The organism is Chitiniphilus purpureus (genome assembly GCF_025642115.1).
In the GTDB taxonomy this organism is placed as follows: domain Bacteria; phylum Pseudomonadota; class Gammaproteobacteria; order Burkholderiales; family Chitinibacteraceae; genus Chitiniphilus; species Chitiniphilus purpureus.
In genome coordinates, this window is the sequence record NZ_CP106753.1 from 427823 (window position 1) to 452720 (window position 24898).

The 24898-nt window shown below is 57.7% G+C and carries 21 protein-coding genes; 8 read left to right on the forward strand and 13 right to left on the reverse strand.

All coding sequences use genetic code 11. From position 1 onward, the window contains the following. Positions 1-255 precede the first annotated feature (255 nt). The 5 genes from glmU to N8I74_RS01885 all read left to right on the forward strand — a co-directional run bounded on the left by glmU (position 256) and on the right by N8I74_RS01885 (position 7428). Positions 256-1638 carry a bifunctional UDP-N-acetylglucosamine diphosphorylase/glucosamine-1-phosphate N-acetyltransferase GlmU gene (glmU, locus tag N8I74_RS01865; RefSeq protein WP_263125222.1) on the forward strand — a complete coding sequence of 461 codons (1383 nt, stop codon included), beginning with the start codon at positions 256-258 and terminating at the stop codon, positions 1636-1638. An 88-nt stretch (positions 1639-1726) separates the two neighbouring features. After that, a complete protein-coding gene (gcvT, locus tag N8I74_RS01870) occupies positions 1727-2806 on the forward strand; it encodes a glycine cleavage system aminomethyltransferase GcvT (protein WP_263125223.1) in 1080 nt (359 codons plus the stop codon). Between the two features lie 157 nt (positions 2807-2963). Further along, entirely contained in the window at positions 2964-3353 is a 390-nt protein-coding gene (gcvH, locus tag N8I74_RS01875) for a glycine cleavage system protein GcvH (RefSeq protein WP_263125224.1), read from the forward strand. 106 nt (positions 3354-3459) lie between these two features. Next, positions 3460-6333: an aminomethyl-transferring glycine dehydrogenase gene (gcvP, locus tag N8I74_RS01880; protein ID WP_263125225.1), complete on the forward strand. Its 2874-nt coding sequence runs from the start codon at positions 3460-3462 to the stop codon at positions 6331-6333. A 132-nt stretch (positions 6334-6465) separates the two neighbouring features. Next, positions 6466-7428: a glutathione S-transferase N-terminal domain-containing protein gene (locus tag N8I74_RS01885; protein WP_263125226.1), complete on the forward strand. Its 963-nt coding sequence runs from the start codon at positions 6466-6468 to the stop codon at positions 7426-7428. On the opposite strand, the gene N8I74_RS01890 is transcribed toward N8I74_RS01885, so the two are convergent. Then, entirely contained in the window at positions 7425-7676 is a 252-nt protein-coding gene (locus tag N8I74_RS01890; protein ID WP_263125227.1) for a hypothetical protein, read from the reverse strand. The two genes, N8I74_RS01885 and N8I74_RS01890, sit on opposite strands and share 4 nt — an antisense overlap. 161 nt (positions 7677-7837) lie before the next feature. On the opposite strand from N8I74_RS01890, the gene N8I74_RS01895 reads away from it, so the two are divergent. Further along, a complete protein-coding gene (locus tag N8I74_RS01895) occupies positions 7838-8350 on the forward strand; it encodes a glycine cleavage system protein R (protein ID WP_263125228.1) in 513 nt (170 codons plus the stop codon). Between the two features lie 15 nt (positions 8351-8365). Here the strand turns inward: N8I74_RS01895 and N8I74_RS01900 are convergent, their stop codons facing one another. Continuing rightward, on the reverse strand, positions 8366-10129 hold the full coding sequence (locus N8I74_RS01900) for a tetratricopeptide repeat protein (protein WP_263125229.1): 1764 nt from the start codon (positions 10127-10129) through the stop codon (positions 8366-8368). 168 nt (positions 10130-10297) lie between these two features. Between N8I74_RS01900 and ychF the strand changes: the two genes are divergently transcribed. Together ychF and N8I74_RS01910 are read left to right on the forward strand one after the other, a co-directional pair. Further along, entirely contained in the window at positions 10298-11389 is a 1092-nt protein-coding gene (gene ychF / locus N8I74_RS01905; protein ID WP_263125230.1) for a redox-regulated ATPase YchF, read from the forward strand. A gap of 218 nt (positions 11390-11607) precedes the next feature. Continuing rightward, positions 11608-12795 (forward strand): tyrosine-type recombinase/integrase, encoded by a 1188-nt coding sequence (locus N8I74_RS01910; protein ID WP_263125231.1) that lies wholly within the window; start codon positions 11608-11610, stop codon positions 12793-12795. 50 nt (positions 12796-12845) lie between these two features. On the opposite strand, the gene N8I74_RS01915 is transcribed toward N8I74_RS01910, so the two are convergent. The 11 genes from N8I74_RS01915 to N8I74_RS01965 are packed head-to-tail and all read right to left on the reverse strand — an operon-like array spanning position 12846 to position 24544. Beyond that, a complete protein-coding gene (locus N8I74_RS01915; RefSeq protein ID WP_263125232.1) occupies positions 12846-14045 on the reverse strand; it encodes an aminotransferase class I/II-fold pyridoxal phosphate-dependent enzyme in 1200 nt (399 codons plus the stop codon). Between the two features lie 31 nt (positions 14046-14076). After that, positions 14077-14793 (reverse strand): NUDIX domain-containing protein, encoded by a 717-nt coding sequence (locus tag N8I74_RS01920; protein WP_263125233.1) that lies wholly within the window; start codon positions 14791-14793, stop codon positions 14077-14079. A gap of 29 nt (positions 14794-14822) precedes the next feature. Further along, complete coding sequence (locus N8I74_RS01925; protein WP_263125234.1) at positions 14823-16040, reverse strand: MFS transporter; 1218 nt, start codon at positions 16038-16040, stop codon at positions 14823-14825. Positions 16041-16054: 14 nt separating this feature from the next. Then, the gene (locus N8I74_RS01930; protein WP_263125235.1) at positions 16055-17221 is read right to left on the reverse strand and encodes a hypothetical protein; all 1167 of its coding nucleotides are present in this window, start codon (positions 17219-17221) and stop codon (positions 16055-16057) included. A gap of 17 nt (positions 17222-17238) precedes the next feature. Further along, positions 17239-18417 carry a hypothetical protein gene (locus tag N8I74_RS01935; protein WP_263125236.1) on the reverse strand — a complete coding sequence of 393 codons (1179 nt, stop codon included), beginning with the start codon at positions 18415-18417 and terminating at the stop codon, positions 17239-17241. Positions 18418-18429: 12 nt separating this feature from the next. After that, positions 18430-19383 carry a transketolase family protein gene (locus tag N8I74_RS01940; protein ID WP_263125237.1) on the reverse strand — a complete coding sequence of 318 codons (954 nt, stop codon included), beginning with the start codon at positions 19381-19383 and terminating at the stop codon, positions 18430-18432. Between the two features lie 13 nt (positions 19384-19396). Next, on the reverse strand, positions 19397-20212 hold the full coding sequence (locus N8I74_RS01945) for a transketolase (protein WP_263125238.1): 816 nt from the start codon (positions 20210-20212) through the stop codon (positions 19397-19399). 10 nt (positions 20213-20222) lie between these two features. Then, positions 20223-20723, reverse strand: coding sequence for a cupin domain-containing protein (locus N8I74_RS01950; RefSeq protein WP_263126704.1), 501 nt, complete (start codon positions 20721-20723; stop codon positions 20223-20225). Positions 20724-20725: 2 nt separating this feature from the next. Further along, positions 20726-22633 (reverse strand): asparagine synthase (glutamine-hydrolyzing), encoded by a 1908-nt coding sequence (gene asnB, locus N8I74_RS01955; protein ID WP_263125239.1) that lies wholly within the window; start codon positions 22631-22633, stop codon positions 20726-20728. Positions 22634-22639: 6 nt separating this feature from the next. After that, entirely contained in the window at positions 22640-23425 is a 786-nt protein-coding gene (locus N8I74_RS01960) for a phosphocholine cytidylyltransferase family protein (RefSeq protein WP_263125240.1), read from the reverse strand. Positions 23426-23458: 33 nt separating this feature from the next. Further along, the gene (locus N8I74_RS01965; RefSeq protein WP_263125241.1) at positions 23459-24544 is read right to left on the reverse strand and encodes an aminotransferase class V-fold PLP-dependent enzyme; all 1086 of its coding nucleotides are present in this window, start codon (positions 24542-24544) and stop codon (positions 23459-23461) included. Positions 24545-24898 lie beyond the last annotated feature (354 nt).

Here is a 24898-nt window from a genome sequence, read left to right on the forward strand (position 1 = left end):
GGACAGGCGCAATCGAAAGGCAGCTGCAAAGCTGCCTTTTTTCTTTGGCCGGCCGGGCGGCCCGTCCCGGCACTGTTTCACGTGGAGCACCTGCACGCCGCTGCCACTGACGCAGACTGTCACATGGCACGCCGGCGTCACATCGCTTTGCTTGCATGAAGGCGTGGGCCCGCTGAGGTCGCTGCCGGCCTGACTTTGTGTCGTAGTGGGGCGCCGGTACAATCCGTCCGGTTTTCACATCCAATCTCCCACTCAATGACCGCCCATTCCAACGTCAATGTCGTCGTGCTTGCTGCCGGCCAAGGCAAGCGCATGTATTCCAAACTGCCCAAGGTGCTGCACCGTCTGGCCGGCAAGCCGCTCCTTGGGCACGTGCTTGATACCGCGCGCCAGCTGGCGCCGCGCCAGCTCACCGTGGTGTTCGGCCATGGTGGCGACCAGGTGCGCGCCGCCTTTGCGCAGGCTGCCGATCTCACCTGGGCGCATCAGGCCGAGCAGCTGGGCACCGGGCATGCGTTGGCGCAGGCGTTGCCCTTCCTGCAAGGCGAGGGCACCACGCTGATGCTGTACGGAGATGTCCCGCTCACCCGCTTGGCGACACTGCAACAGCTGCTGGCGGCAAGCGAAGGCGGCCGGCTGGGCGTGCTTACCGATATCCTCGACGACGCCACCGGTTACGGGCGCATCGTGCGCGACAGCAGCGGTGCGGTACGGGCCATCGTTGAACAGAAGGATTGCACGCCCGAACAGGCGGCGATCCGCGAGATGAACACCGGCATCCTGGCGCTGCCGACGGCGCGGTTGGCCGGCTGGCTTGGCGAGTTGAAGAACGACAACGCACAGGGCGAGTACTACGTCACCGACCTGATCGCGCTGGCAGTCCGCGACGGGGTGCCGATCGCCACGGTGCACCCGGCCCATCACTGGGAAGCCGAAGGCATCAACAACAAGCTGCAGTTGGCCGCGCTCGAACGCATCCACCAGGGTGAGGTGGCACGGGCGCTGTTGACGGCCGGCGTCGGCCTTGCCGATCCAGCGCGGATCGATGTGCGCGGTACGCTCAAGCATGGTCAGGATGTGCTGATCGACGTGAACTGCGTCTTCGAAGGCGAGGTGGTGCTGGGACAGGGCGTGCAGATCGGCGCCAATTGCGTGCTGAAGAACGTGACGGTGCACGACGGCGCAGAGATCCTGCCGTTCTGCCATTTGGAAGACGCCGTGGTGGGGCCGGACAGCCGTATCGGCCCGTATGCCCGGTTGCGCCCCGGCACCCGGCTGGCCGAGGCGGTGCACGTGGGCAACTTCGTCGAGATCAAGCAGGCCGACATCGGCGTGGGCTCCAAGGTCAATCATCTGTCCTATATCGGCGATGCCGACGTGGGCCGCGGCGTCAACATCGGCGCGGGCACCATCACCTGCAACTACGATGGGGTGAACAAGTTCCGCACCACCATCGGCGACAACGTGTTCATCGGTTCCAACAACAGCCTGGTGGCGCCGCTGACGCTGGGTGACGGTGTATCCACCGGGGCCGGTTCCACGCTGCGCCGCAGCGTGCCGGCCGGTGCGCTGGCCGTTGAGCGCGGCGAGGTGGTGCTCAAGGAGGGCTGGCAGCGGCCGATCAAGGTGGCCAAGTAGCCCCTGCCCCGCCGGGCGGCGCCGGATCCGGCCCGCCCGGCGGGTTTGCCTCGTATAATCGCCGCACTTTTCATGATGGACGTCCACCATGCCGCAACGCACCCCCTTGTTCGACGCCCATGCCGCAGCCGCAGGCAAGCTCGTCGATTTCGCCGGCTGGTCGCTGCCGATCCATTACGGCTCGCAGCTCAGGGAGCATGAGACCGTGCGAGCCGGCGCCGGGGTGTTCGATGTCTCGCACATGACCGTGATCGACGTCAGCGGCCCCCAGGCCACCGCCTTCCTGCAGCGGCTGCTCGCCAATGACGTGGCCCGGCTGGGGTTCGAGGGCAAGGCGCTGTATTCGGCCATGCTCAACCCGCAAGGCGGGGTCATCGATGACCTGATCGTCTACAGGACCGCCTGGGACTACCGGCTGGTGGTCAATGCCGCCACCCGCGACAAGGATCTGGCCTGGATCACCGAACAGGCACAACCTTTCGGCGTGACAGTCGACGAACGCCCGCAGCTGGCCATGCTGGCGGTGCAAGGGCCACAGGCCCGCGCGCTGACCCGTGCCGCCGCACCGCAGCTGGCCGGCCTGATCGACAGCCTGAAGGTGTTCCAGGGCCTGCCTGCCGGCGGATGGTTCGTCGCCCGCACTGGCTATACCGGCGAGGATGGGTTGGAGATCATGCTGCCAGGCGACGAGGCGCCGGCGTTGTGGCAGGCGTTGCTGCAGGCGGGTGTGGCACCGGTGGGGCTGGGTGCGCGCGATACGCTGCGGCTCGAGGCCGGCATGAACCTCTATGGCAACGAGATGGATGAGACCATGTCGCCGCTGGCCGCCGGCATGGGCTGGACCATTGCCTGGGAGCCCGCCGGCCGCGATTTCATCGGCCGTGCGGCACTGGAGGCCGAACGCGAGGCCGGCGTGGCGCACAAGCAGGTCGGCCTGCTGCTGGAAGGCAAGGGCGTGCTGCGCGCCGGGCAGACGGTGAAAACCCCGGCGGGCGATGGCATCGTCACCAGCGGGACTTTTTCGCCTAGCCTGAAGCAGTCGATCGCCATGGCACGCGTGCCGGCCGCGGCTGAGGGCCGTGTCGAGGTCGAGATCCGCGGCCAATGTGAGCCGGCGCGCATCGTCAGGATGCCGTTCGTACGCCATGGCCAGGCCGTTTTCGAATAAGCGCTGCCGGCAAAACCCGGCCAGGATGCGGGCAAACCCATGTGGGTTGTGTTGCATACGGCGTCCGACACACGCCGGGCGGGTTGTTGGCAGCACCAGGCGTGGCGGCATGCGGCCGCCATGTGACCACCTTTACGCTGATCCGGAGAATTGATCGATGAGCACCACCGTTCCTGCCGAACTCAAGTACGTTGATACCCACGAATGGCTGCGCCTGGAAGCGGACGGCAGCATTACCGTCGGCATCACCGACCACGCCCAGACATTGCTGGGGGACGTGGTCTATATCGACCTGCCCGCAGTGGGCACGCGCCTCAACCGCGGCGACACCGCCGGTGTCGTCGAGTCGGTCAAGGCCGCAAGCGATGTCTATGTGCCGATCGAGGGCGAGGTTGTGGCGGTCAACGAAGCCTTGGTCGACATGCCCGAGCAGGTCAATGCCGATCCCTATGGCGAAGCCTGGTTCTTCCGCATCATGCCGGCCGATCCGGGCGATTACGCACAGGCGATGGGCGCCGAGCAATACAAGGAACTGATCGGCGTGTGACCGACGGCCGCGCGCTGCCCCGGCCCCATGTGCCTGAGGGTGGTGCACGCCGGCGCTGCGTGATCCTCCCGCGCCGGCCCATTCTTCTTATTTTCAAGTCCATATCATGACCAGCCTGAGCCAACTCGAAGCCCACGACGAATTCATCCACCGCCACCTGGGCCCGGACGCCGCGCAGCAAGACGCCATGCTGGCGGCGCTCGGGGTGGGCTCGCTGGACGAACTGGTGGCGCAGACCGTGCCCGCGGCGATCCGCCTGCCGGATGACCTGCCGCTGCCGGCACCGCGGCGCGAAGTGGATGCGCTTGCCGACATCGGCAACCATGCCCGACGCAACGTGGTCCGCACTTCGCTGCTGGGCCAGGGCTACTACGACACACACACGCCCAAGGTCATCCTGCGCAACGTGTTCGAGAACCCGGGCTGGTACACCGCCTATACGCCGTACCAGGCCGAGATCGCGCAAGGCAGGCTGGAAGCACTGCTGAACTACCAGCAGATGGTGATCGACCTGACCGGGCTGGCGCTGGCCAACGCATCGCTGCTGGATGAAGCGACCGCTGCTGCCGAGGCGATGGCGATGGCGCGGCGGATTTCCAAGTCCAGCTCCAATGTGTTCTTCGTCGATGCCAATGTGTTCCCGCAGACGCTGGACGTGCTGAAGACCCGTGCCGCGGGCTTTGGCTTCGAGCTGAAGGTCGGCCCTGTCGATGAGGCCGCGGCTGGCGACGTGTTCGGCGCGCTGCTGCAATACCCGGGCGACAACGGCGAGGTGGTCGATCTTGCCCCGGCCATCGCCGCGCTCAAGGCCAACGGTGCCGTCGTCGCTGTCGCCACCGATCTGCTGGCGCTGGTGCTGTTGAAATCGCCGGGCGAGCTTGGCGCCGACATCGCGCTCGGTTCGGCACAGCGCTTCGGCGTGCCGATGGGCTTCGGCGGTCCGCATGCCGCCTTCTTTGCCACCCGCGACGAGCACAAGCGCTCGGTGCCGGGCCGCATCATCGGCGTGTCGGTCGATGCGCGCGGCAAGACTGCGCTGCGCATGGCGCTGCAGACACGCGAGCAGCACATCCGCCGCGAGAAGGCCAACTCCAACATCTGCACCTCGCAGGTGCTGCTGGCCAATATCGCCGGCATGTACGCGGTCTACCATGGTCCGGCCGGCCTGCGCCGCATCGCCGGGCGCACCGCCCGCCTGACCGCGATCTTCGCCGCCGGCCTCAGGCAGGGCGGCGTGTCGGTGCTGAACCGCAGCGCCTTCGATACGCTGCGCATCGCCGTCGCGGACGCCACCGCACTCATCGCCCGCGCCGAGGCCGCCGGCTACAACCTCCGCCTGGTCGATACCGGTACCGTCGCCGTGTCGTTCGACGAGGTGACCACACGCGGCGACGTGGCCGCGCTGTGGACGGTATTCGGCGTCACCGCCGATATCGACGCGCTGGACGCCACCACCAGCTGTTCGGAGCAAATCGGCCTGATCCCCGCCGGCCTTGCGCGCACCAGCGACATCCTCGCCCACCCGGTGTTCAACCGCTATCACACCGAGCACGAGATGCTGCGTTACCTGAAGCGACTGGAGAACAAGGATCTCGCGCTCAACCACTCGATGATCTCGCTCGGCAGTTGCACGATGAAGCTCAACGCCACCAGCGAGATGATCCCGGTCACCTGGCCGGAATTCGGCCGCATCCACCCGTTTGCCCCGGTGCAGCAGACGGCGGGCTATGTGGCGATGATCGAGGAACTGGCCGAGTGGCTGCGCGTGATCACCGGCTTCGATACCGTATGCATGCAGCCGAACTCCGGCGCGCAGGGCGAATACGCCGGCCTTGTCGCCATCCAGCGCTATCACCAGTCGCGCGGCGATCACCATCGCACCATCTGCCTGATCCCCAGGTCCGCCCACGGCACCAATCCGGCTACCGCGCAGATGTTGGGCCTGTCGGTGATCGTCGTCGATTGCGACGAGGCCGGTAACGTCGATGTGGCCGATCTCAAGGCCAAGGCGGAAAAACACGCGGCCGAGCTGTCGTGCCTGATGCTTACCTATCCGTCCACGCATGGCGTGTTCGAGGAAGCGGTGCGCGAGATCTGCGAGGTGATCCACGCCCACGGCGGCCAGGTCTACATGGATGGCGCCAACCTCAACGCCCAGGTCGGCCTGACCGCGCCCGGCTTCATCGGCGCCGACGTCAGCCACATGAATCTGCACAAGACCTTCTGCATCCCGCACGGCGGCGGCGGCCCCGGCATGGGCCCGATCGGTCTCAAGGCACACCTGGCGCCGTTCGTGCCCAATCATGCGGTGCGCAATGTGCCCGGCCCCAGCGTCGGCCAGAGCGCCGTCTCGGCTGCGCCGTACGGCTCAGCGTCCATCCTGCCGATCTCGTGGATGTATATCGCGATGATGGGTGGCCAGGGGCTGAAGCGTGCGACACAGACCGCGCTGCTCAACGCCAACTACATTGCCACCCGTCTCGCCAAGTACTACTCGGTGCTGTACACCGGCGGCCAGGGCCGCGTGGCGCACGAGTGCATCATCGATATCCGGCCGATCAAGGCGGCCTGCGGCGTGTCCGAGGTCGATATCGCCAAGCGCCTGATGGACTACGGCTTCCATGCCCCGACCATGAGCTTCCCGGTACCGGGCACCATCATGATCGAGCCGACCGAATCCGAATCCAAGGCCGAGCTTGATCGCTTCGTCGAAGCGCTGGTCAGCATCCGGGTCGAGATCGCCAAGGTGGAAAGTGGCGTATGGCCGCTGGACAACAACCCGCTCAAGCATGCACCGCATACCCAGGCCGACGTGATCGCCACTGAATGGGAACGCCCCTACAGCCGCGATGTGGCGGTGTTCCCGCTGCCCTGGGTGCGCGACAACAAGTTCTGGCCGAGCGTGAACCGCATCGACGACGTGTACGGCGACCGCAACCTGTTCTGCGCCTGCGTGCCGATGGACGACTATCAGGGCTGAGCGGGCGTTGCCGGCGGTGGCGGCCATGCAGGCTCGCCGGAACGCCAGCCCGCTGCAGTTGGGCAGCACCTGTGCGCTGGCGCATGGCCGGCGCTTGGCCCGCCACCTGTGCCGCAACCAAGGGGGACAGCAATGATCACCCTCTACGAACTGCCCTGGTCGCACTATTGCGAGAAAGTACGCCTGGCCCTCGCCTGGCAAGGCGTACGCTGGCGCAGCGTCTCCTGCAACGCCTTCAGCAAGGCGGAGATCCACGCCGTGGCCGATGGCGTCCCGGTGCCGCGCCATGCCTTCCCGGCCATCCGCGACGAAGCAACCGGTGCGCTGGTGTTCGAATCGACCCCCATCCTCGACTACCTGGAAGCCCGCTTTCCCGACGCACCAAGGCTGTTTCCCGGTGACGCGGCGAACCGGGCCGCCATCCGGGCGCGACTGATCGAGTTCGACACCCTGCTTGGCATCGCGGCACGGCGCGTCGCCTATACCCAGGTCATCCTCGAATGCCCGGCGCTGCTGCCGCAGCTGTTCCTTGGGCGGGTTGCTGGCGGCGTGTTCACCCGACCCGGGCTGCGCTGGTTGGCGGGCCACAGCCTTGGCCTGTTGTTGACCAAGCGTTTTGCCTTCCACCGCAGCGAAGCGATGGGGCTGTACGAAGCGCTGGAGCACTATCTGCTGGCGTTGGCAGACGCATTGCACACGCGCGAATTCGTTGTCGGCGAGGCATTTTCCGCTGCCGATCTGGCACTTGCCGCGCAGTTGCGCCCCTTGCTCATCGTGCCCTGCTTTGCCGAGCACCCCGGCCTGCAGCCGTTGTTCGCCCGCCAGCGACGGGTGTTTGAGCAACTCGGCGCGTCGGCGCAATTCCCCTACCAGACCGCGGTCGATGCCGCACGCCGCCGCCGCGCCCCGGTACGCCGCAGGCTGCGCGTGATCGACGGCGCGCTGCCCATGGCACTGAGCCCTGGTCAGATGCTGGCGGGCAACGATCAGTGCCCGGTCTGGACCTGGTCCATGCTGCTCTATCCATGGCACTACTGTGTGGGACTGCGTCGCAACAAGGCCCGTCGCACCCAGGCGTGTGCGGTGTATCGCTAGGCACTGCCGTGCTGCATCATCTGTCTTTCGGGGTGACCGATCTTGCCCGCCCCGCGGTGTTCTACGACGCGACGCTGGCCGCGCTCGGCTACCGGCGCGTGTTCGCGAGCGTGGCGGCGATCGGCTACGGTGTGGAAGACGGCCGGGACAAGTTCTGCCTCAAGCTGCGTCCGGCCGCCACGGCTCCCGGTGCCGGATTCCACCTCGCGTTTGCTGCGCCGTCGCACCATGCCGTCGATGCATTCCATGCCGCTGCACGGCGGCACGGCGGGCACCACAACGGCACGCCCGGTTTGCGGCCGCACGACGGTGCCCACTACTATGCGGCATTCGTCATCGATCGGACGGCCACTGCCTGTAAGCCGTCTTCAACCTACCGGCCTGAGCCGCATCTCCAAGGATTTCTGCCATGGCATTCGCATCCCTTGTCCTCACTGTGCTGGGCACCGACAAGCCCGGTCTGGTCGAGCAACTGGCCGAGACGCTGGCGGCGCATGGAGCCAATTGGCTTGAGTCGTCGATGAGCCGGCTGGCCGGCCAGTTCGCCGGCATCCTGCGCATCGAGATCGATGCGGTACGCCGCACCGCGCTGGAGAGTGCGCTTTCCGGGCTGGCCGATCTGCACGTGACGTTGGTCGAAGGCGGCGAGGCGCAGGACTATCCGCATGAATTCACGCTTTCGGTGGTCGCACATGACCGGGTCGGCATCGTCAAGGAGGTGAGCCAGGTGCTCGCACGACATGGGGTCAATGTCGAGCAGCTCAGTACCGAGGTGGCGCCGGCGGCGATGTCGAGCGAGCCGATGTTCTATGCCGATGCGGTGCTGCATGCGCCGCCGGGGTTTGACCAGGGGGCGTTGCAGCGTGATCTGGAAGCGCTGTCGGACGACCTGTTCGTGGAGTTCGGCGACAGCGGGGATTGAGCGGGCCCGGCTGCCTCAGCGCCCGCGTGCCCATGCGGCCAGTGTCACCGCCACGTGGTCGATCAGCCCTTCCCAGTCGCCCGGCGTGGTCTGACGGAACAGCTGGACATTGTCCGGATACCATGGGCTGTGCCGGCTATTGCGCAGCCAACGCCAATCGGTGCCGCGGGCGGGCAGCAGGATCCAGCATGGCACCCCCAGCGCCCCTGCCAGGTGGGCGACCGCGCTGTCGACGCTGATCAACAGATCGAGTTGCGTCAGGATGGCCGCGGTATCGGCGAAATCGGTCAGCGCGTCGCCCAGGCGCGTCAATGGCAACTGGGGCGGGGCCGCCGCTTCGGTGTCGCCCGGTTGCAGGCTGACGAACCGGATCTGTTCCGATACAGCCAGTGGTGCCAGTACGGCGGGTCCAGGCAACGAGCGCCGGGTGTCGTTGTGGTGCCGCGGGTTGCCGCGCCAGAACAAGCCGACGCGCAGCGGCCCCTGCGGCAGCTGTGGCGCCCAGCGCGCCTGTTCGGCGGCGTCGGCGCCAAGGTAGGGCCACGGGCCGTCGACCAGGCCGAAATGGCGCGGCAGGCTCATCGACATGATCCAGTAGTCGCAACCGTGGCTGGCGTCGGCGGCGGCATCGAGCGGCAAGACGGCGTCCGCCGCTGCCAGCGTGTGCAGCAGCCGCAGCAGTGGCGGCTGGCAGACCAGCACCACCCGCGCCGCGCCGCTTTCCTTCAGGCTGGTGGCATAGCGGCAGAATTGCAGTTGGTCGCCGTAGCCTTGTTCCAACCACAGCAACACCGTCTTGCCGCCGAGTGGTTCGCCCTGCCAGTACGGGCAGCCCAGGTCGGTGGGCAGCCGGCCCGGTTGAGGCAGGCCCGGATCGAGGCGTGCTTCATGCGCAAGCCAGCCTTCGTGCCAGCGGCCCTGTGCCAGCAGCAGGAACGCCAGGTTCAGTCGCGCCCGCGCGTAGCCGGGCGCGAGCGTCAGCGCATGGCGGAATGCCGCCTCGGCCTCCTGTTCGCGTCCCAGGTCGGCCAGCAGCACCCCCAGGTTGGAGTGGGTGGCGGGCGCATCCGGATCGTGTCGCAGCGCCGCGGCATAGGCCGCTTCGGCCTCAGTGGTGCGCCCCTGGCGCGCCAACAGCCCGGCAAGATTGCGATGCAGTTCGGCCCGGGCCGGTGCCAGCGTCAGCGCTTGGCGGTAGTGCGCCTCTGCTTCGGCCGTCTGCCCCAGGTTGTCCAGCAGCAGCGCGAGATTGGCCACCGGTTCCACTGCCTGGGGGGCGAGTGCGAGCGCGTTCAGGTAGTGCGCCTCGGCATCGTCCGGGGCCGCGGCTGCCAATGCATCTCCCAGTGCCAGCTGCAGTTCGGCATCCAGCGGCGCGCGCGCGGCGGCCCGGCGCAGCAGCGGCAGGGCTGGCCCGTACTCGTGCAGCCGTGCAAGCAGCAGGCCGTGGCGCCGTATCGCTTCGGCATCGTCCGGTTGCCGCGCCAGGGTGGCGGCGTAATGTGCTGCCGCCTGCCGGTCCTGCCCGTTGTGTTCCAGCAGCAGTGCCAGGTTGAAATGGGTGGCGGCGTCGTCCGGATCGAGCGCGAGCGCGGTGCGCCACAGGCGTTCGGCCTGCGCCTGCTCGCCCAGCTCGGCGGCACAGGCACCCGCCAGCCGGTGGCATGCCGCGTCGGCCGGATTCCGGTCCAGCGCCGCCAGTGCCAGACGATAGGCGGACAGTGATTCGCCCTGTTCCAGCAGCGTACGGAGGGTATCGGCCAGCGAGGGATCGGGCATGCCATGCCTTTGCAGTGGAGACGACTTGATTGTGGAACGGCGCGGCGGGGCTGTCAGCCCGGGGCCGGTGGCACGCTCGGTGGTAGAATCGCGGCTGTCCCATGCCGGCGCCGCAAACGGCGCGCCAGCGCGAATATCTACTGACAGGCTTTTAGCCAGGAATCCACGATGAGTTTGAAATGCGGCATCGTCGGCCTGCCCAACGTCGGCAAGTCGACCCTGTTCAATGCCTTGACCCGCGCGGGCATCGAAGCGGCCAACTATCCGTTCTGCACCATCGAGCCCAACGTGGGCGTGGTCGAGGTGCCCGATCCGCGCCTGGCGCAGCTCTCCGGCATCGTCAACCCGCAGAAGGTGGTGCCGGCCATCGTTGAATTCGTCGATATCGCGGGCCTGGTCGCCGGTGCGTCCAAGGGCGAGGGCCTGGGCAACCAGTTCCTGGCCAACATCCGCGAAACCGACGCCATCGTCAACGTGGTGCGCTGCTTCGAGGATCCCAACGTGGTGCACGTGGCCGGCAAGGTCGATCCGATCGACGACATCATCGTCATCGGCACGGAGCTTGCGCTGGCTGATCTGGCCACTGTCGAGAAGGCCATCCAGCGCGACGGCAAGAAGGCCAAGAGCGGCGACAAGGACGCGATCGCATTGGTGAAGGTGCTGGAAAAGCTGGTGCCGCATCTGAACGAGGGCAAGCCGGCGCGCTCGGCGCCGCTGTCCGACGACGAGAAGCTGCAGGTCAAGTCGTTGTGCCTATTGACCATCAAGCCGGCGATGTATGTGGCCAACGTGGCCGAGGATGGCTTCGAGAACAATCCGCTGCTCGACAAGGTGCGTACCCACGCTGCCGCTGAGGGCGCGCCGGTGGTGGCGGTCTGTGCCGCGATCGAATCGGAAATCGCCGAACTCGATGACGCCGACAAGATCGAGTTCCTGGCCGAGCTGGGCCAGGACGAGCCCGGGCTCAACCGGCTGATCCGCGCCGCCTACGATCTGCTGGGCCTGCAGACCTACTTCACCGCGGGCGTGAAGGAAGTGCGCGCCTGGACCATCCACAAGGGCGACACCGCCCCGCAGGCCGCCGGCGTGATCCACACCGACTTCGAGCGTGGCTTCATCCGCGCACAGACCATCGGCTTTGACGACTACATCCAGTACAAGGGTGAACAAGGCGCCAAGGAAGCCGGCAAGATGCGCGCCGAAGGCAAGGAATACGTGGTGAAGGACGGCGACGTGCTGAACTTCCTGTTCAACGTCTGATTCAATCAAGCCATTTCAGGCGGTTGCACACGCTTGCATGTGCATCACTAAAATCGACGCAAAGCCCCGTGGATACGGGGCTTTTTCATTTCAGCTCGTTGCATGCAACGACATCTGATGGCGCTGCGCAAGTGAATACGGGCGTGTATATGGATCTTGCGCCAGGTCGATGAAGGTGTATACGATGAAGCCCTGAGAACGAACAGGAGAGCTTCACGATGCTGACAGACGCCCAGTGCCGAGCCGCCAAGCCTAGAGAAGGCATCTACCGCCTCAATGACTACAAGGGCCTGTACCTAGAAATCAAACCCAACGGCATCAAGGCTTGGCGCTATCGCTTCAAGCTCAATGACAAGGCCTCGTGGTTCGCACTTGGCGACTACCCCAGCGTGACGCTCGGCGAGGCTAGAGAGAAGTGCGAGGCGGCGCGGAAGCTGGTCAGGGAGGGCATCAATCCCGTCCAGAACCGCCAGATCGAACGCATCAAGCGCGAGCAAGACTCAGCGAACACATTCGAGGCCATCGCCAAAGAGTGGCTGGCCCTGAAAGACTGGGAGGAAGTGACCAAGAAGCGGAGACTCGACATGCTGGAGCGCGTGGTCTTCCCGTCGATTGGCAAGCTGCCGGTACGTCAGATCACTCCGGCCCATGTCCTCGACATTCTCAACAAGACGGTCAAGCGGGGTGCCCCCACCGTAGCGGCTGAAGCCAAGCGCACCATGTCTGGCGTGTTCGAGCATGCAGTCGCAACTTTGCGGGCGGACACTGACCCCGTTTGGCCGGTTCGCAAAGCGCTGCCGCCTAACAACACGCAACACAAGCGCGCCCTCAGCGCGGAGGAAGTCGGCCAGTTGCTGAACGACTTTGATGGACATGGCGGCAACTTCCAGACCATCAAGGCCTTCCAGCTGATGTGGCTGACGCTCAGCCGCCCGAATGAATCCGTCCAAGCAGAGTGGGTCGAGTTCGACCTGGACAAGGCGCTCTGGACCATTCCTGCACGCCGGATGAAGGCGCGGCGAGAGCACGTCGTTCCGCTACCGACTCAGGCGGTCGAACTTCTCAAGGCCATGCATCCGATCACGGGGCACACGAAGTTCGTATTCCCAAACCGCGATGACCGCCAGCGCCCCATGGCCGACGCAGCTCTGCGGCAGGCACTCAAGAAGCTAGGCTGGGCAACCAAGTACAGCCCGCATGGCACGCGCACCACGGGCAGCACTCGGCTCAATGAAATGGGCTATCGGCCTGATGCCATTGAAGCCCAGTTGGCGCACGCTGAGCCGAATGGGGTGCGCCGCACCTACAACCATGCCACCTACCTGGACGAGCGGCGAGCCATGATGCAAGACTGGGCAAACAGGCTCGATGCATGGAAAGCAGCCTCCCAAAGCAATCCCGGTTGACCTCGAGTGTTAATACTTTGGCATTCCAAATGCGTCTTGCCAAGCTCATCCTACCTGGGCTCGACAATGGCATTGAGGCAATTTACTATTCGCCATAATCCCTGCTCCAAGTCGCTTTCGTTGATTGCATATGAGATACGCAGGCCATTTAGATCTCCAAACGCCTCCCCTCCAACAACCGCTACTTGTGCGTTGGCGAGGAGATGCTCAACAAGCTGAGCACAATTGCTAATTTGTCCCTCGGCTGCCTGACCATTAATCTTGCACCTAATGTTCAGATAAAAGTAAAACCCTCCTTCTGGGGTTATTACCTCTACGTCTCTCAAAGACTGCAAGATCTGCAACCCAAGCTGCCGATTTGCATTCAAGCGCGCCAGCACTTTTTCATGATACCGGCTATCATAGTGTTCGAGTGCGGCCAATGCTCCGATCTGTGCAATAGCATTTGGGTTAGATGTCGTGTGGCTTTGAAGATTAGAGCAGGCCGCTGTCAACGCCTTTGGCGCGGCCGCATATCCGACGCGCCAGCCTGCTAAGGCGTGCGATTTCGAGAAAGAGTCGATAATTACGACGCGTGATCGTAAATTTGGAGCGATCTGCAAAATGTTGAGGTGTTGTGCCTCGGCATAGACAAAGTCCGAGTAACACTGGTCGAAGATTACCCACAGCCCATGCTGTTCAGCTAGCGCTGCAATTTCACCGAGAACGTCCGCATGGATGACCGAACCGGTTGGGTTGTTTGGCGTATTGAGGACAATTGCTTTGGTCCTCTGCGATATTTTTTCAGCGATAGCTGCGCTATCTAATACATAGCCAGTCAGCGCAGTATCAACGAATATTGGTAGAGCCCCTGTGAGCCTAATTTGAGTCGGGAATGTTGTCCAGTACGGGGCCGGAATAATTACCTCATCTCCTGGATTGAATAGCATCATTGCTGTATTAAACAAAGCCTGCTTGGCACCAGCAGTTACTGCGACCTCATCAGCCGACCAATCCAGCCCAGTTTGTTGAGACAGCCGGATTGCGATAGCTTGGCGCAGTTCTGGAATACCAATCGTCTCCGTATACTTATTGTTTCCGGCTATTACGGCTTGGATTGCCGCATGTTTGACGACATCACTAATATTATCGTCAAGCTCACCGGCGGCAAAATTGACTACTGGTTTACCCTCAGCCTTGAGGCGTGCAGCAAGGTTTCTCATGCCCGAGGTTTTAGATCCACTAATGAGGTTTGCTCGTTGAGAGAGCATGGGGATAGTCCTTTCTTAAGTTTATTTCAGATTATTTAAGAGTCTGGCTCGGCGCTCTCGACCGCTCTACTGCAAACAGGCTAATCGCTAATAGAGTAAGCGAGTTGTGTAAACGCCCGGATACTGCCCATTCAATTGCTGTATCTACGGAAATGGTGAGCACTCGGATATCCTCGCCTTCATCCTCACGTCCATGCAGCTCGACAGTGGGAAGCTCTGCGATCTCGCAGAAGTACAAGTACACCCGACTTGCGAGCAATGCCGGATTGACATAAAACTCGCACACCTGAGTCAGATTTGCTATGCGGCAGCCAGTTTCTTCGAGAATCTCCTGCCGAATAACACTTTCAGGATCCGCCCCACACGGCAGTGCCCCAGCGACGACCTCAGTTTGCCAAAGCTGCTGGTTCCACGTAGACCGGCAAGCGCCGTCGCGCAGCAAAGCTGCTGGCCGGAACTGTTGCACCAGAACTAACTGATCACTCTGAGCATGATGAAGTACGGCTGCAACTAGATCTTCAGTATTGGCGACGTGAAAGCACATTGGTTGAGTCCTCTCTCCACCGTAGCGCGGGTAAAGGACATGGAGCTCGGTACAATCGATCACGTTACCAGCGACATCCGAACTTTCAATGAGATTTACTTCCCCGGTAGGAATGCTTGGGAGGGGGCCGGAGCCAAGGATGGAGTTGCTTGCTAATGCAGTTTGATTCAAGCTTTCCAGATCATTTGTGATGTTTTGCTTCATAGAACCGGCCTATTTGTTGGACATTGTCTTTACGATGCACGTCGGATGCCCCATGCAAAAACTCCAACAAGTGGGAGTATGTAAGCACCTAGAAATGCAAAGCTCGCACGGGAGCCGATCTTGTCGGCCAAAAAACCTCCTATCAACAGTCCTATTGCTAGGCCAATTTCGGCAAAGTACCGGAAGAGCGCAAATACTTTACCTTGATGCTCACGTGGTATGCATTCATTAATTAGTGAGGCAATGCCAATGTCCATAAGCGGAATACCAATAGCTGCCAGAACCACAATACAAATCGCACTTGGTGTGTTTGGAGCAATCGAAAGCAAACTAAAACCAAAACCAACGAAGACAAAACCTAGCAAAACACTGCGATGCTTGGTGCGTATCCCGAACACTCCAATTGCTAGATTGCTAATCAATGCACCAATGCTAAAAAACGCGATGGCTAAGCTGTACACGCTACCTGTACCGCCCATTTCTAGGCTAAAGAAGCGCGGGAGTAATACCCAATACGCAACTGCGTACACCGGGTTATAGAATGCGAAACAGATTACAGTTAGAAATAACTGTCGATTAGCCCGAAGTACTTGCCAGCCTGCGGACAGATCTTCCCATATACTAGACCCTGTCTTGAACTGCCTCAAAGGTTCTTGAAGCTTTAGGGAATGCGAACAGATTGACATAATGGCTAAGGCTACAGCAACAAAAACATATAATAATGGTACGGCAAAGACAATCTGGAGTAGTGACGACAACAACGGCCCCAGTAGCCGCCCAATTCGTTTGGTATTGTCAAGCACCGTGTTCATCATTGGAATACGCTCTACGGGCACGATATCTGGAATCTGAGCGCCTAATGCTGGCTGCTCGATTGCGCGCGAAAGTGAGAACAGAAATGCCAAAATCGCTAGTAATACAAAGTTCAGTAAATTGAAGACATACAGCATCGGGATAAGTCCGGCGAGCATAGCGCCGACTACATTGGCAGAAATCACAATACGCTGACGCGAGAATCGATCCGCATAAATTCCGGCTAACCAGCCGAATGCCCAAAATGGCATACGAACTAGAAAAATTATCAGTCCGACCTGTGACGAAGATTTAGTCAGCTGCCAAGTAAACCAGATTAGCGCGATCTCAGCGGTCTGCTCTGCAAAGAAAGTACAGGTCCGGCCCAACCACATTAGTTGAACGTTGCGTTCGAGACGCGCCCATTCTAGCAATTTGTTTGTTTGTTCAAGCAAAGTTGTACTCTCGGTCAAAAAGTCGGCGCGGAAGCCTCCGGCAGTGCTGGCCAGTTATCCTCAATCCGATTGGCGGTACGGCAAGCACCCAAGCCGATGTGGAACGGGCGCAGCTCATTAACGCGAGCAAACAGCTCCTCCAGAGAGGGGGCCCAACGGAGGTGGTACAGTGGGATCTGATCATGTCGCATACATTCAACCAACTCTTCCAATCGTTTCAGCACCTGCCCTTCGCCTACCGGGTTTAGACCGAGCCAGTCGCAGTGATTCGGATTGCGAATTCCTTGCAAGTAAATTGGCAGCTTGGTAGCAACTTCATCGATGGAAATTGTCGATAAACCCGGTCCGATATCGTGCCGATACTCCGGGAATATCAAGCCACCTAGTGGAGCCTCGGGTTCAATTTCTTTGCCGAAACGCTGCGCACTTTGGAGTGGGTACAGTGCAACTTTCTCGTAGACCGCCCAAAGTGCTTCATCATTTGAAAGCTCATCACGGACGGCTATCGGAAAGTCATGATTTAGCTCACGAACTGCCGCAATTGTTGCGGCGCTTACTTTGAAGAACGCAGGCCAACCTCGCGCCGTAAGCACGCCATTGCGCAACGCCAGGCATACATTGTCATTTGCGAGTTTCGATGCATCAAAAGCTGACAGCAGTCGGGATAACCCAGTTGTTTTGCCCGCCTTTTTATTGCCAACTAATAATATCGCTTGCCCACCTGCAACGACTCCACTCGCATGCAGTACTACTCCGCCGTGGAGCTGCACCTCATTGAGGATAAAATCCTCAATGATTCTGAGTAGAGGCACTCGTAGCGACTCAACAGAGCGGGCCCAGACCTCGATGTTCTTTGCAATACGGTTAACGCTAACTAATACCCCAAACGGCTGTATTAGCACGAGAATACCTTCGGTAGTCGGAACAACTCGACCCGTGCAATGAAGGAAGCCCTTGCTAGCGTCAATAATGATTGATGTAGCTTGCTGATCATCAGGTAATTCTTTTAAGATCGGCCCCAGACTGACACGAATATGTGTAACCAACTCTGGCAATTGTTCAACGTCCTCAATTTCGAAATAAGGTTCAAGGTAAGCTGCGAGAAAATCTTTAGCATCCTTGCAATCGCCTTGCCACTCTACGGCAATCGAATGTTCCCAGTATCGGTAAACAGTAGCCATTGATAAATCCTATCTTTTTAATTCGGTGCTACGGGTTGCATGAGGCGCGATAGCGCTTTATGTGATAGCGCGAGTAAAGGTACTCGCTTCATTAAGCTAACGGCGCTCGGGGCCCAAGTCAGGACATACACTTCAGAACTCGCATACAACGCTTCTGCAATCATCTGAATGTTTCTGTCAATAGTGGCATCGTCGACCTCTAGATACTGATGCCAATTGTGATAGATGGGGTCACGGCTCCCGAGGTAAACAAGTTGTAGGTGCTTCGCAAGGCTATCGATATTTTCGATTCGCGTGATCGAGGTAGTATCCTCGGGACTAAAGCGCACGATTAGGCACAGGCTGATGTTCTTGACAGACGGCACCAAGCTCGATGCAAAACAACTGACAACTTGCTCGGAGGTCAGTACAGATTTCTTGCCATCCGCCCACAATTGTTCGTAATTGACTCCCTTTCGTTCTTCAGGGAAAAACTCATAAAGCTCGGGGTGATCCGCGAGTGTGCCGTGGGATACACTAAATGGCGACGGCCATCCATAGGCACAGATTTGATTGCCCTTAGTGTTGGGCATTAACACTGTTGTGTCACAGCTAAGCTGTTGGACATTAAACTCGCGCAGCATTTCGAGAAGCAATGTCGTCTTTCCCTGCCACATATCGCCAAGTAGCAGTACGCCCTTGCCATCAGCAACAACACTGCTTGAGTGCAACTGCACTCCGCCGCAATCCTCGACAAAGACAGTAAAGAGCCCCTTAAGCAAGCGAATCGCATCTCGCGTAAGCAGTGTCTGTTCAGGTTGATAGAGCGTAATCCTACTTCGCTCGATATCGATCACGGCGTAGGTTCCGGTAAGAGTAATACGGATTACATGCTGATTGTCGAAATCCCAGCGCAGCCCCTCCGACGCAAGGTGTACATAGAGGCTAGTATCCACCTGAAGCAAGCGTGGCTCATGAACAAGAAGTTCGGCAATTTCAGTTGGTAAGGGTGCTAGGTTAAGAGTCAAGTTAGCGACGCAACTTTCAGAATTTGATCCAGATTGCAATACGAAGAACGGTTGGACTTCTGCTCTGATGGACTGAGCAACTTCGTCAAAAGCGCATAAATTTACAGTTAATCCTGCGTAGTCAACTCTGTAGTGCTGGTACATAATATAAAGATAATCCGTTAGGCTGGGAAAGGTAAAAGGCAGCATGAAATGCAGGAGTTAGCCTGATATTGGCGGATTGCTTACTCCTACGAGCTGACGAGCAATTTCCGCAATTGTCTGGCTACTGAGGCCGAACTTAGCTTGCAGCTCTTGCCAGTCGCCCGTGCTGCCAAACTGATCAGCCATTCCGATTGAAGCAAGGCGACATGGTATGCGTGCAGATATTGCACCCGCAACCGCCTCATATAGGCCACCGATGCAACTATGCTCTTCGATGATTACACCGCAACCACAGCGCTCAATTGCCCCGGAGATTGTTGTAACGTCGAGTGGCTTGATCGTGCTAACGTTAATGACTTCAGACTCAATACCTTCGTTGGCTAGTTTGGCCGCTGCTTCGAGCGCCTGACAAAGTAAACTGCCAGTTGCAATCAGAGCAACATCGCGTCCGTGGCGCAGTATTTGTGCGCGACCAATTTGAAAAGGTTGAGCAGGCGCGGTTACAATTGGCACAGGTTCTTTTTGCAGTCTGAGATAGACAGGTCCTGGATGGGAGGCTGCCGCAAAGACAGCTTGTTTCGCTTCATGGTAGTCAGCTGGCGATAATATTGTCATGCCGGGCAACACGCGCATCAACGCGAGATCTTCATTGCCCTGGTGGGATCCACCATCATGCGAAGCCGCAAGCCCAGCATGTGTCGCAACAATTTTGACATTTGCCTGTCCGAAGGCGACCGCTTGACGAATCTGATCATAGGCTCTGCCGACGAATATTGCGTAGGTAGTTGCGAACGGAATGAAGCCAGCCATCGCTAGTCCGGCAGCCATCCCAACCAAATTCTGCTCGGCAATACCAACATTGATGAAGCGATCTGGATAACATTCGCGAAACCATTCAGTGCGGGTGGACCGCGACAAGTCTGCATCAAGTACAAGTATATCGTCACGTAGTGCGCCTAGCTCGAGTAGTGCGTCACCGTAAGCATCGCGAGTTGCTTTGAGTTTGTTCATTTTGATCACACTTTTATTCTAATTCGGCCATTGCATGCTGATACTCTTCGCTTGAGATCGGATGGTGATGCCACTTTACGATGCCCTCCATGAATGAAATCCCTTTACCCTTAATCGTATGCGCAATGATCATTGTCGGTCGGTCGTTAATCTTTACTGCCGAAAGAGCCTGATCTATCTGATTAAAGTCATGCCCATTGATCTCCACGGTGTTCCAGCCAAATGATTCAACTTTGGCACTCAGGTCGCCTAGTGGCATAATCGTCTCTGTTGCTCCGTCGTTCTGTAGCCCGTTTCGGTCAACAATAACCGTCAAATTGTTCACTTTGAATGCAGCGGTAGCCATCATCGCTTCCCAGTTCTGCCCCTCCTGCAACTCACCGTCTCCGACGATACAGTAAACGCGGGAGGGTAGTTGTCGGCGTCTCAGGCCGATGGCCAGCCCTAAGCTGATGGATATACCCTGACCTAGAGAGCCAGTTGAAGCTTCGATGCCAGGCACAAGTCCCACATTGGGATGGCCTTGTAAAGGCGATCCCAATTTACGCAATGAGTCAAGCCACTCGACCGGAAAGAAACCAGCCTGCGCTAAAGTTGCATACAGAACTGGTGCTGCGTGTCCTTTACTGAGAATGAGGCGATCTCGAGTAGGATCGTCGGGATCGGATGGCCGTAGTTTCAGATGGCGAAAGTACAATGCTGTTAGCACCTCAACCAGAGACAACGATGGCCCGGCATGACCAGTTTGCGCCTTGTAGATCGATTCGATGATAAGCCTGCGAATGGCGCATGCAGTAGTTTTAAGCGAATTTTGGTTGAAATCGTCCATGTGTCACTCCTTATTGCTCAAAGGTGACTTGACCCAGCAAACGCTCATAGCGATCTTGCAGTCGAACCTTATCATTAAGTAGTGCTGGCGAAAAAATCTCTAGCACCCCGAGCGGCTCATCACTGTTGTTAGCAAGCATGTGGCTAACGTTTGGCGTCGAGAATCCACAGCCTAACCGATCAATGATTAACGTTTCTTCACCAGATACCAAAGTCAACACGCCATGGTGAACACAGAAGAATTCACGGCGTAGCATATGCATATGCAGGCTGGTCGAACGCTTAGGAAGTAACTGAGCAAATGATAGGCCGTACTCCCCGTGGGGGATCAATATTGCATTAGTACCGTAGGGTTTATTCAACAATAGCTTGGCCTGAGCAGTAATCTCAGCAGGGGGGGTGGAGAGCAACTGCAAAAATCTATCGCTAATTTCTGCAGGACAAGTTGGCATCACAACAGCAAGCATCTCCTGGATTACGGATAAATTCGCAGCAATCGGCATATGTGTCATTGTCAAAAGTATTCCTGAAGGAAGATTTCTAAATTGCATAGGAGCCACAGCTGCCGTCCAAATTGATCATTGGCAGGTTTCTCATATCGCTTAAACCAAGCTTGCAGCGCCTCTGGCTTAATAAACTCATTTAGTCGCGCATCAGGTGAGAACAAAAGCTGGTTTACTTCGGTACGATGGTTTTTACCGAGCCATTTTCCAAGCGGAACCGGGAACCCCATTTTTTTGCGATGTAGTACCATTGGCGGCAGCTGGTCAGCGTATAAATCTCGCAATACAACTTTGTTAATATCGTGCCGTTCACTGAACATCTCAACCGGCTGCATCAATGAACGTAACAATGCAATTGGCGAACGCCACCTCAGTTTCGCTCTCAGCGGCAGGTTGAATGCCTGCTGCACTAGTCTGTGGTCAGTAAAAGGAACCCGTGCCTCAAGCCCCACCGACATTGTTGCGGCATCTAGCATTTCCAGAAGACCTGGCAGATGGTAGCGCATGAAGAACAACCAGATCCGATCAAAGAATGACAAGTGAAAGTGCTCTGAGAAGAATCCGGCAATTAACTCATGTGTGTATATATCGCGACCGACTTCTCTTGCAAACTCTGGCTGATATAACGCTTGCCTATCATCAGCAGGGAAGTAGCTATAGCGTTTAAGGAAAAACTCGAGCTCCCCAACACGAGCCTCATCAGGACATAGACCGGTTATGGATGATATTCTGCGCCGAACCTGCTGCGGTAGAAGGGTCATCAGCCGCAGCCTCCGGTAGTCGAAGGGGGCACGAAAAATCCGTCCATAGCCGCCAAACAGTTCATCCGCCCCCTCTCCGCAGATTACTACCGAGGCATACTGCTTAACCTCCTTCGCCAGCACATGCATTGCAACTTCGTTGTGCATACCGAGGGGCTGATCTTTAAGCCGAATTAGTTGGCGTATAAACTCAAGCTGCCCATCCGCTGACAGATCCACTGCGTGCCAATGCATGCCGCAATGATTAGCAATATCTTGGGCATACGGAGCCTCATTGTAAGCCTCCTCCGCGAAGCGCCCAGTAAAGCAATGCATGTTGGCACCGCGGAGCCGAGAAAGCTCGTATACGAGAATACTAGAATCGAGTCCGCCCGACAGTAGCGCGGCAATAGGTACATCAGCGATAGCTTGCAGTTGTACAGATTCAGAGATTAGCTGGCCAACTGACTCTGCAGACGCATAAGTAGAGCGACCTCGATCGGTGTCAAGTTGCCAATAGCGCTTCACCTCATAATGGCCCCCCCTTACTTGCAAAAAGGTGCCAGGTTCAAGCGAAAGCACATTCTCAAAGTAGGTTTGCGTACCAAGCACCTGGCGATAGGTTAGAAATGAATTAACGGCATGAGGATTGATGCGTCGTGGCACTTGGCTATGGCCGATGACACCCTTAAGTTCAGACGCGAAATATACTGCGTCGACAGCTACGTGGTAATAAACAGGCTTCACCCCAATGCGGTCACGGTACAGAAGGAACTCGTTCTTTTCCTCATCGTAAAGGCCAAAAGCGAAAATACCATTCAGACGCTCAACAAACCTCTCCCCCCACACTCGATAGCTATATAAAATGACTTCTGTATCGCTATTAGTCCTAAAAACGCAGCCCAGCGCACTGAGCTCATCTCGAATAGAACGATAATTATAAATTTCGCCGTTGTAAGTGATGAATAGGCTGCCATCTATATCTTGCATCGGCTGATTTGAACTCGAGCTCAAATCAACGATGCTGAGCCGTCTGTGGCCGAAAGAAAAATGGCTGCGATGTACAATCCCCTCCGCGTCCGGGCCACGGTGCGCCAAACTGCCGACTAGGCGAGCGAATAACGCATGGTCCACCGTCGATTTTGAGTTACGCGCGACAACGCCAATAATGCCACACATACGAAGTCAACCGACCTGAGTGCTGAAAGCACTACCCATTACAGGTGCAAAGAGACGCTTTGCAAAGTTTAGATCAGCTAGAGTATCGATTTCGTACCAACACAGATCGCTGACATCAATACCCTTTACCCTTAGACCTTGTGACTTAATGCAGTGTTGTACAGCGAACTCAAATGGAACGGTCCGATTATGCTCAATGAGCATCTGATTGGCCGCAGGCAGTAGATGTTTGTGGATCGCAGCGGAGTCGAATCTTGTTAGATTTACAGTCTTCCAAGCTTGCCGAATCTGAAAGTCATCGGAACGAGATCGTTCATGCGCCCAGTCTGTTAGGAAAAAACCTGCGTCTAGAGTAGCAAAGGTACCGGTCAGATCAGGACGATAGCGCGACAGCGCTGTCGCAGTCGCAGGCGAAGCTAGCAATCGCTCAAGGACAGCCGATTCAAACACGACGTCTGCTTCAACGATCAGTACGTCATGATTTGCTGGCACCACAGTTAAACCATGCATCATGGATACAACTGTCCCGCTTCTAGCATATTCAGCGTTGCTTACGAATGTCACGTTTGCAGTCGGGAAATTAGATTCAATGTACTTATGGATTTGCCCGGCCTGATGCCCGACCACCATGACGATGTGCTCCACCTTTTGGGCCAAGAGCGCATCAAATGTATAACCAAGCAATGGGCGGCCGTAGAATTCAGTTAGGCATTTTGGCACCTCATCGGTCAAGGGAGCTAGTCTCGTGCCTAATCCAGCAGCGAGCACGATTGCAGAAGTTGCTTGCGTCATAGTTTAAAACTTGAAATGGCGAAATAAGTAGATTCAGAAAGCGGACTGCCCCTGAAGAGAAGCAGCCGTGCATTCCGACAGCGCAACAAGAAAGCGGTCCACGTCTTTCTCATGCATATCACCCAAAGTTGCGAAAAAAATAATGCCTTTACGTAAAGTCGCCTCGTCCGTATAGATCGTGATACCTTGCTGTGCCAGCAAGGAATGCAATCGTTCGTACTCGCAACCTACAGGCAAATATGCAAGTGTCAGAATGTTCGAGCTTTGCCCCTCCGGCAACGGGACCAGCCTGTACCCCAAACCCTGCAAACCTTGCTCTAGGTACCGTTTCAGTCCACGATAGCGACGGGCTCTACCTAAAACCGTCTCAACAAGTAGGCGATCTAACGCTACTTCCGCGGCAAAAAATAGTGGAATCGCGGCAGTGAATGGAGGCCTACCTGTAGAGGAGCAGCGCTGCCACTGTTCATAAACATCAAAATAAAAGCTGCACGAACGACCTTTTGACTCGGCAAGCAACGTTTTTTTTGCATACAAGAACGAAATACCCGGCAAGCTCTCTAAACACTTGTTTGCGCTCAAGGTGGCTGCAGCAACGTTATCACGACATAGGTCGAAATCGTGCCCACCGATACTGCTAACACCATCCACAAACATCTGTACATTGTGTAGGGCAGCAAGTTCGCCGAGAGCTGTTAATGGGGCCATAACACCGGTCGTAGTTTCGTGATGAACTAGGCAAAAATGTGAAATGCTCGAATCGGCGGCAAGTACCTCCGCTACTCGCGAAACATCAATGCCTTGATATGGATCAAAATCCAACCGAATAACATCGACCCGAAGACGCTGCGCGATGAGGTAAAGACGCTCTGAATAGCGCCCCGCAACCAGTGCCAGCATGCGCCCGCGGACAATAGACATCATTGCTTCGTTGACCCCGGTACCGGAGGCTACGAATGGGACCACGTCGTAGCGGTCAGCACCGTTAGCGACCCGAATAAGCTTCTGACAAACACGCTTTAATGTATCGGCGAATTCTGAATCGCGATGACACATATCAGGTGCGAGCATCGCACGACGCACCGACTCGTTCACATTAGTCGGCCCTGGATTGAGCATTAGTCTTTTCATTGATTTAGGATCGTAGTAGAGAATTCATAGGTAATGCTGGCAACTGCATCACAGACATGCCGAACACCAACAATATGCTTTCGCAAAATAAACAATTTTTCCAAACAGCAGCTATTTCGTCCGATGCAAACGTGCCAAAACAGGAAACAATTTTATGGAAAAAGAATGATCGAGTTAAATAGGGTTTAATCTGATTAAACCAAAAATAAAATTACAAAATTTAACGAAATTCTATCACGGTTAAAAAATTATAGACAACTTTTCTATTGGGTTTGTTACGTCAAGCCAGTATGGTGCCAATATGATATGGTTTGGCGTGTTCTGCAGATTTAATTACGAACT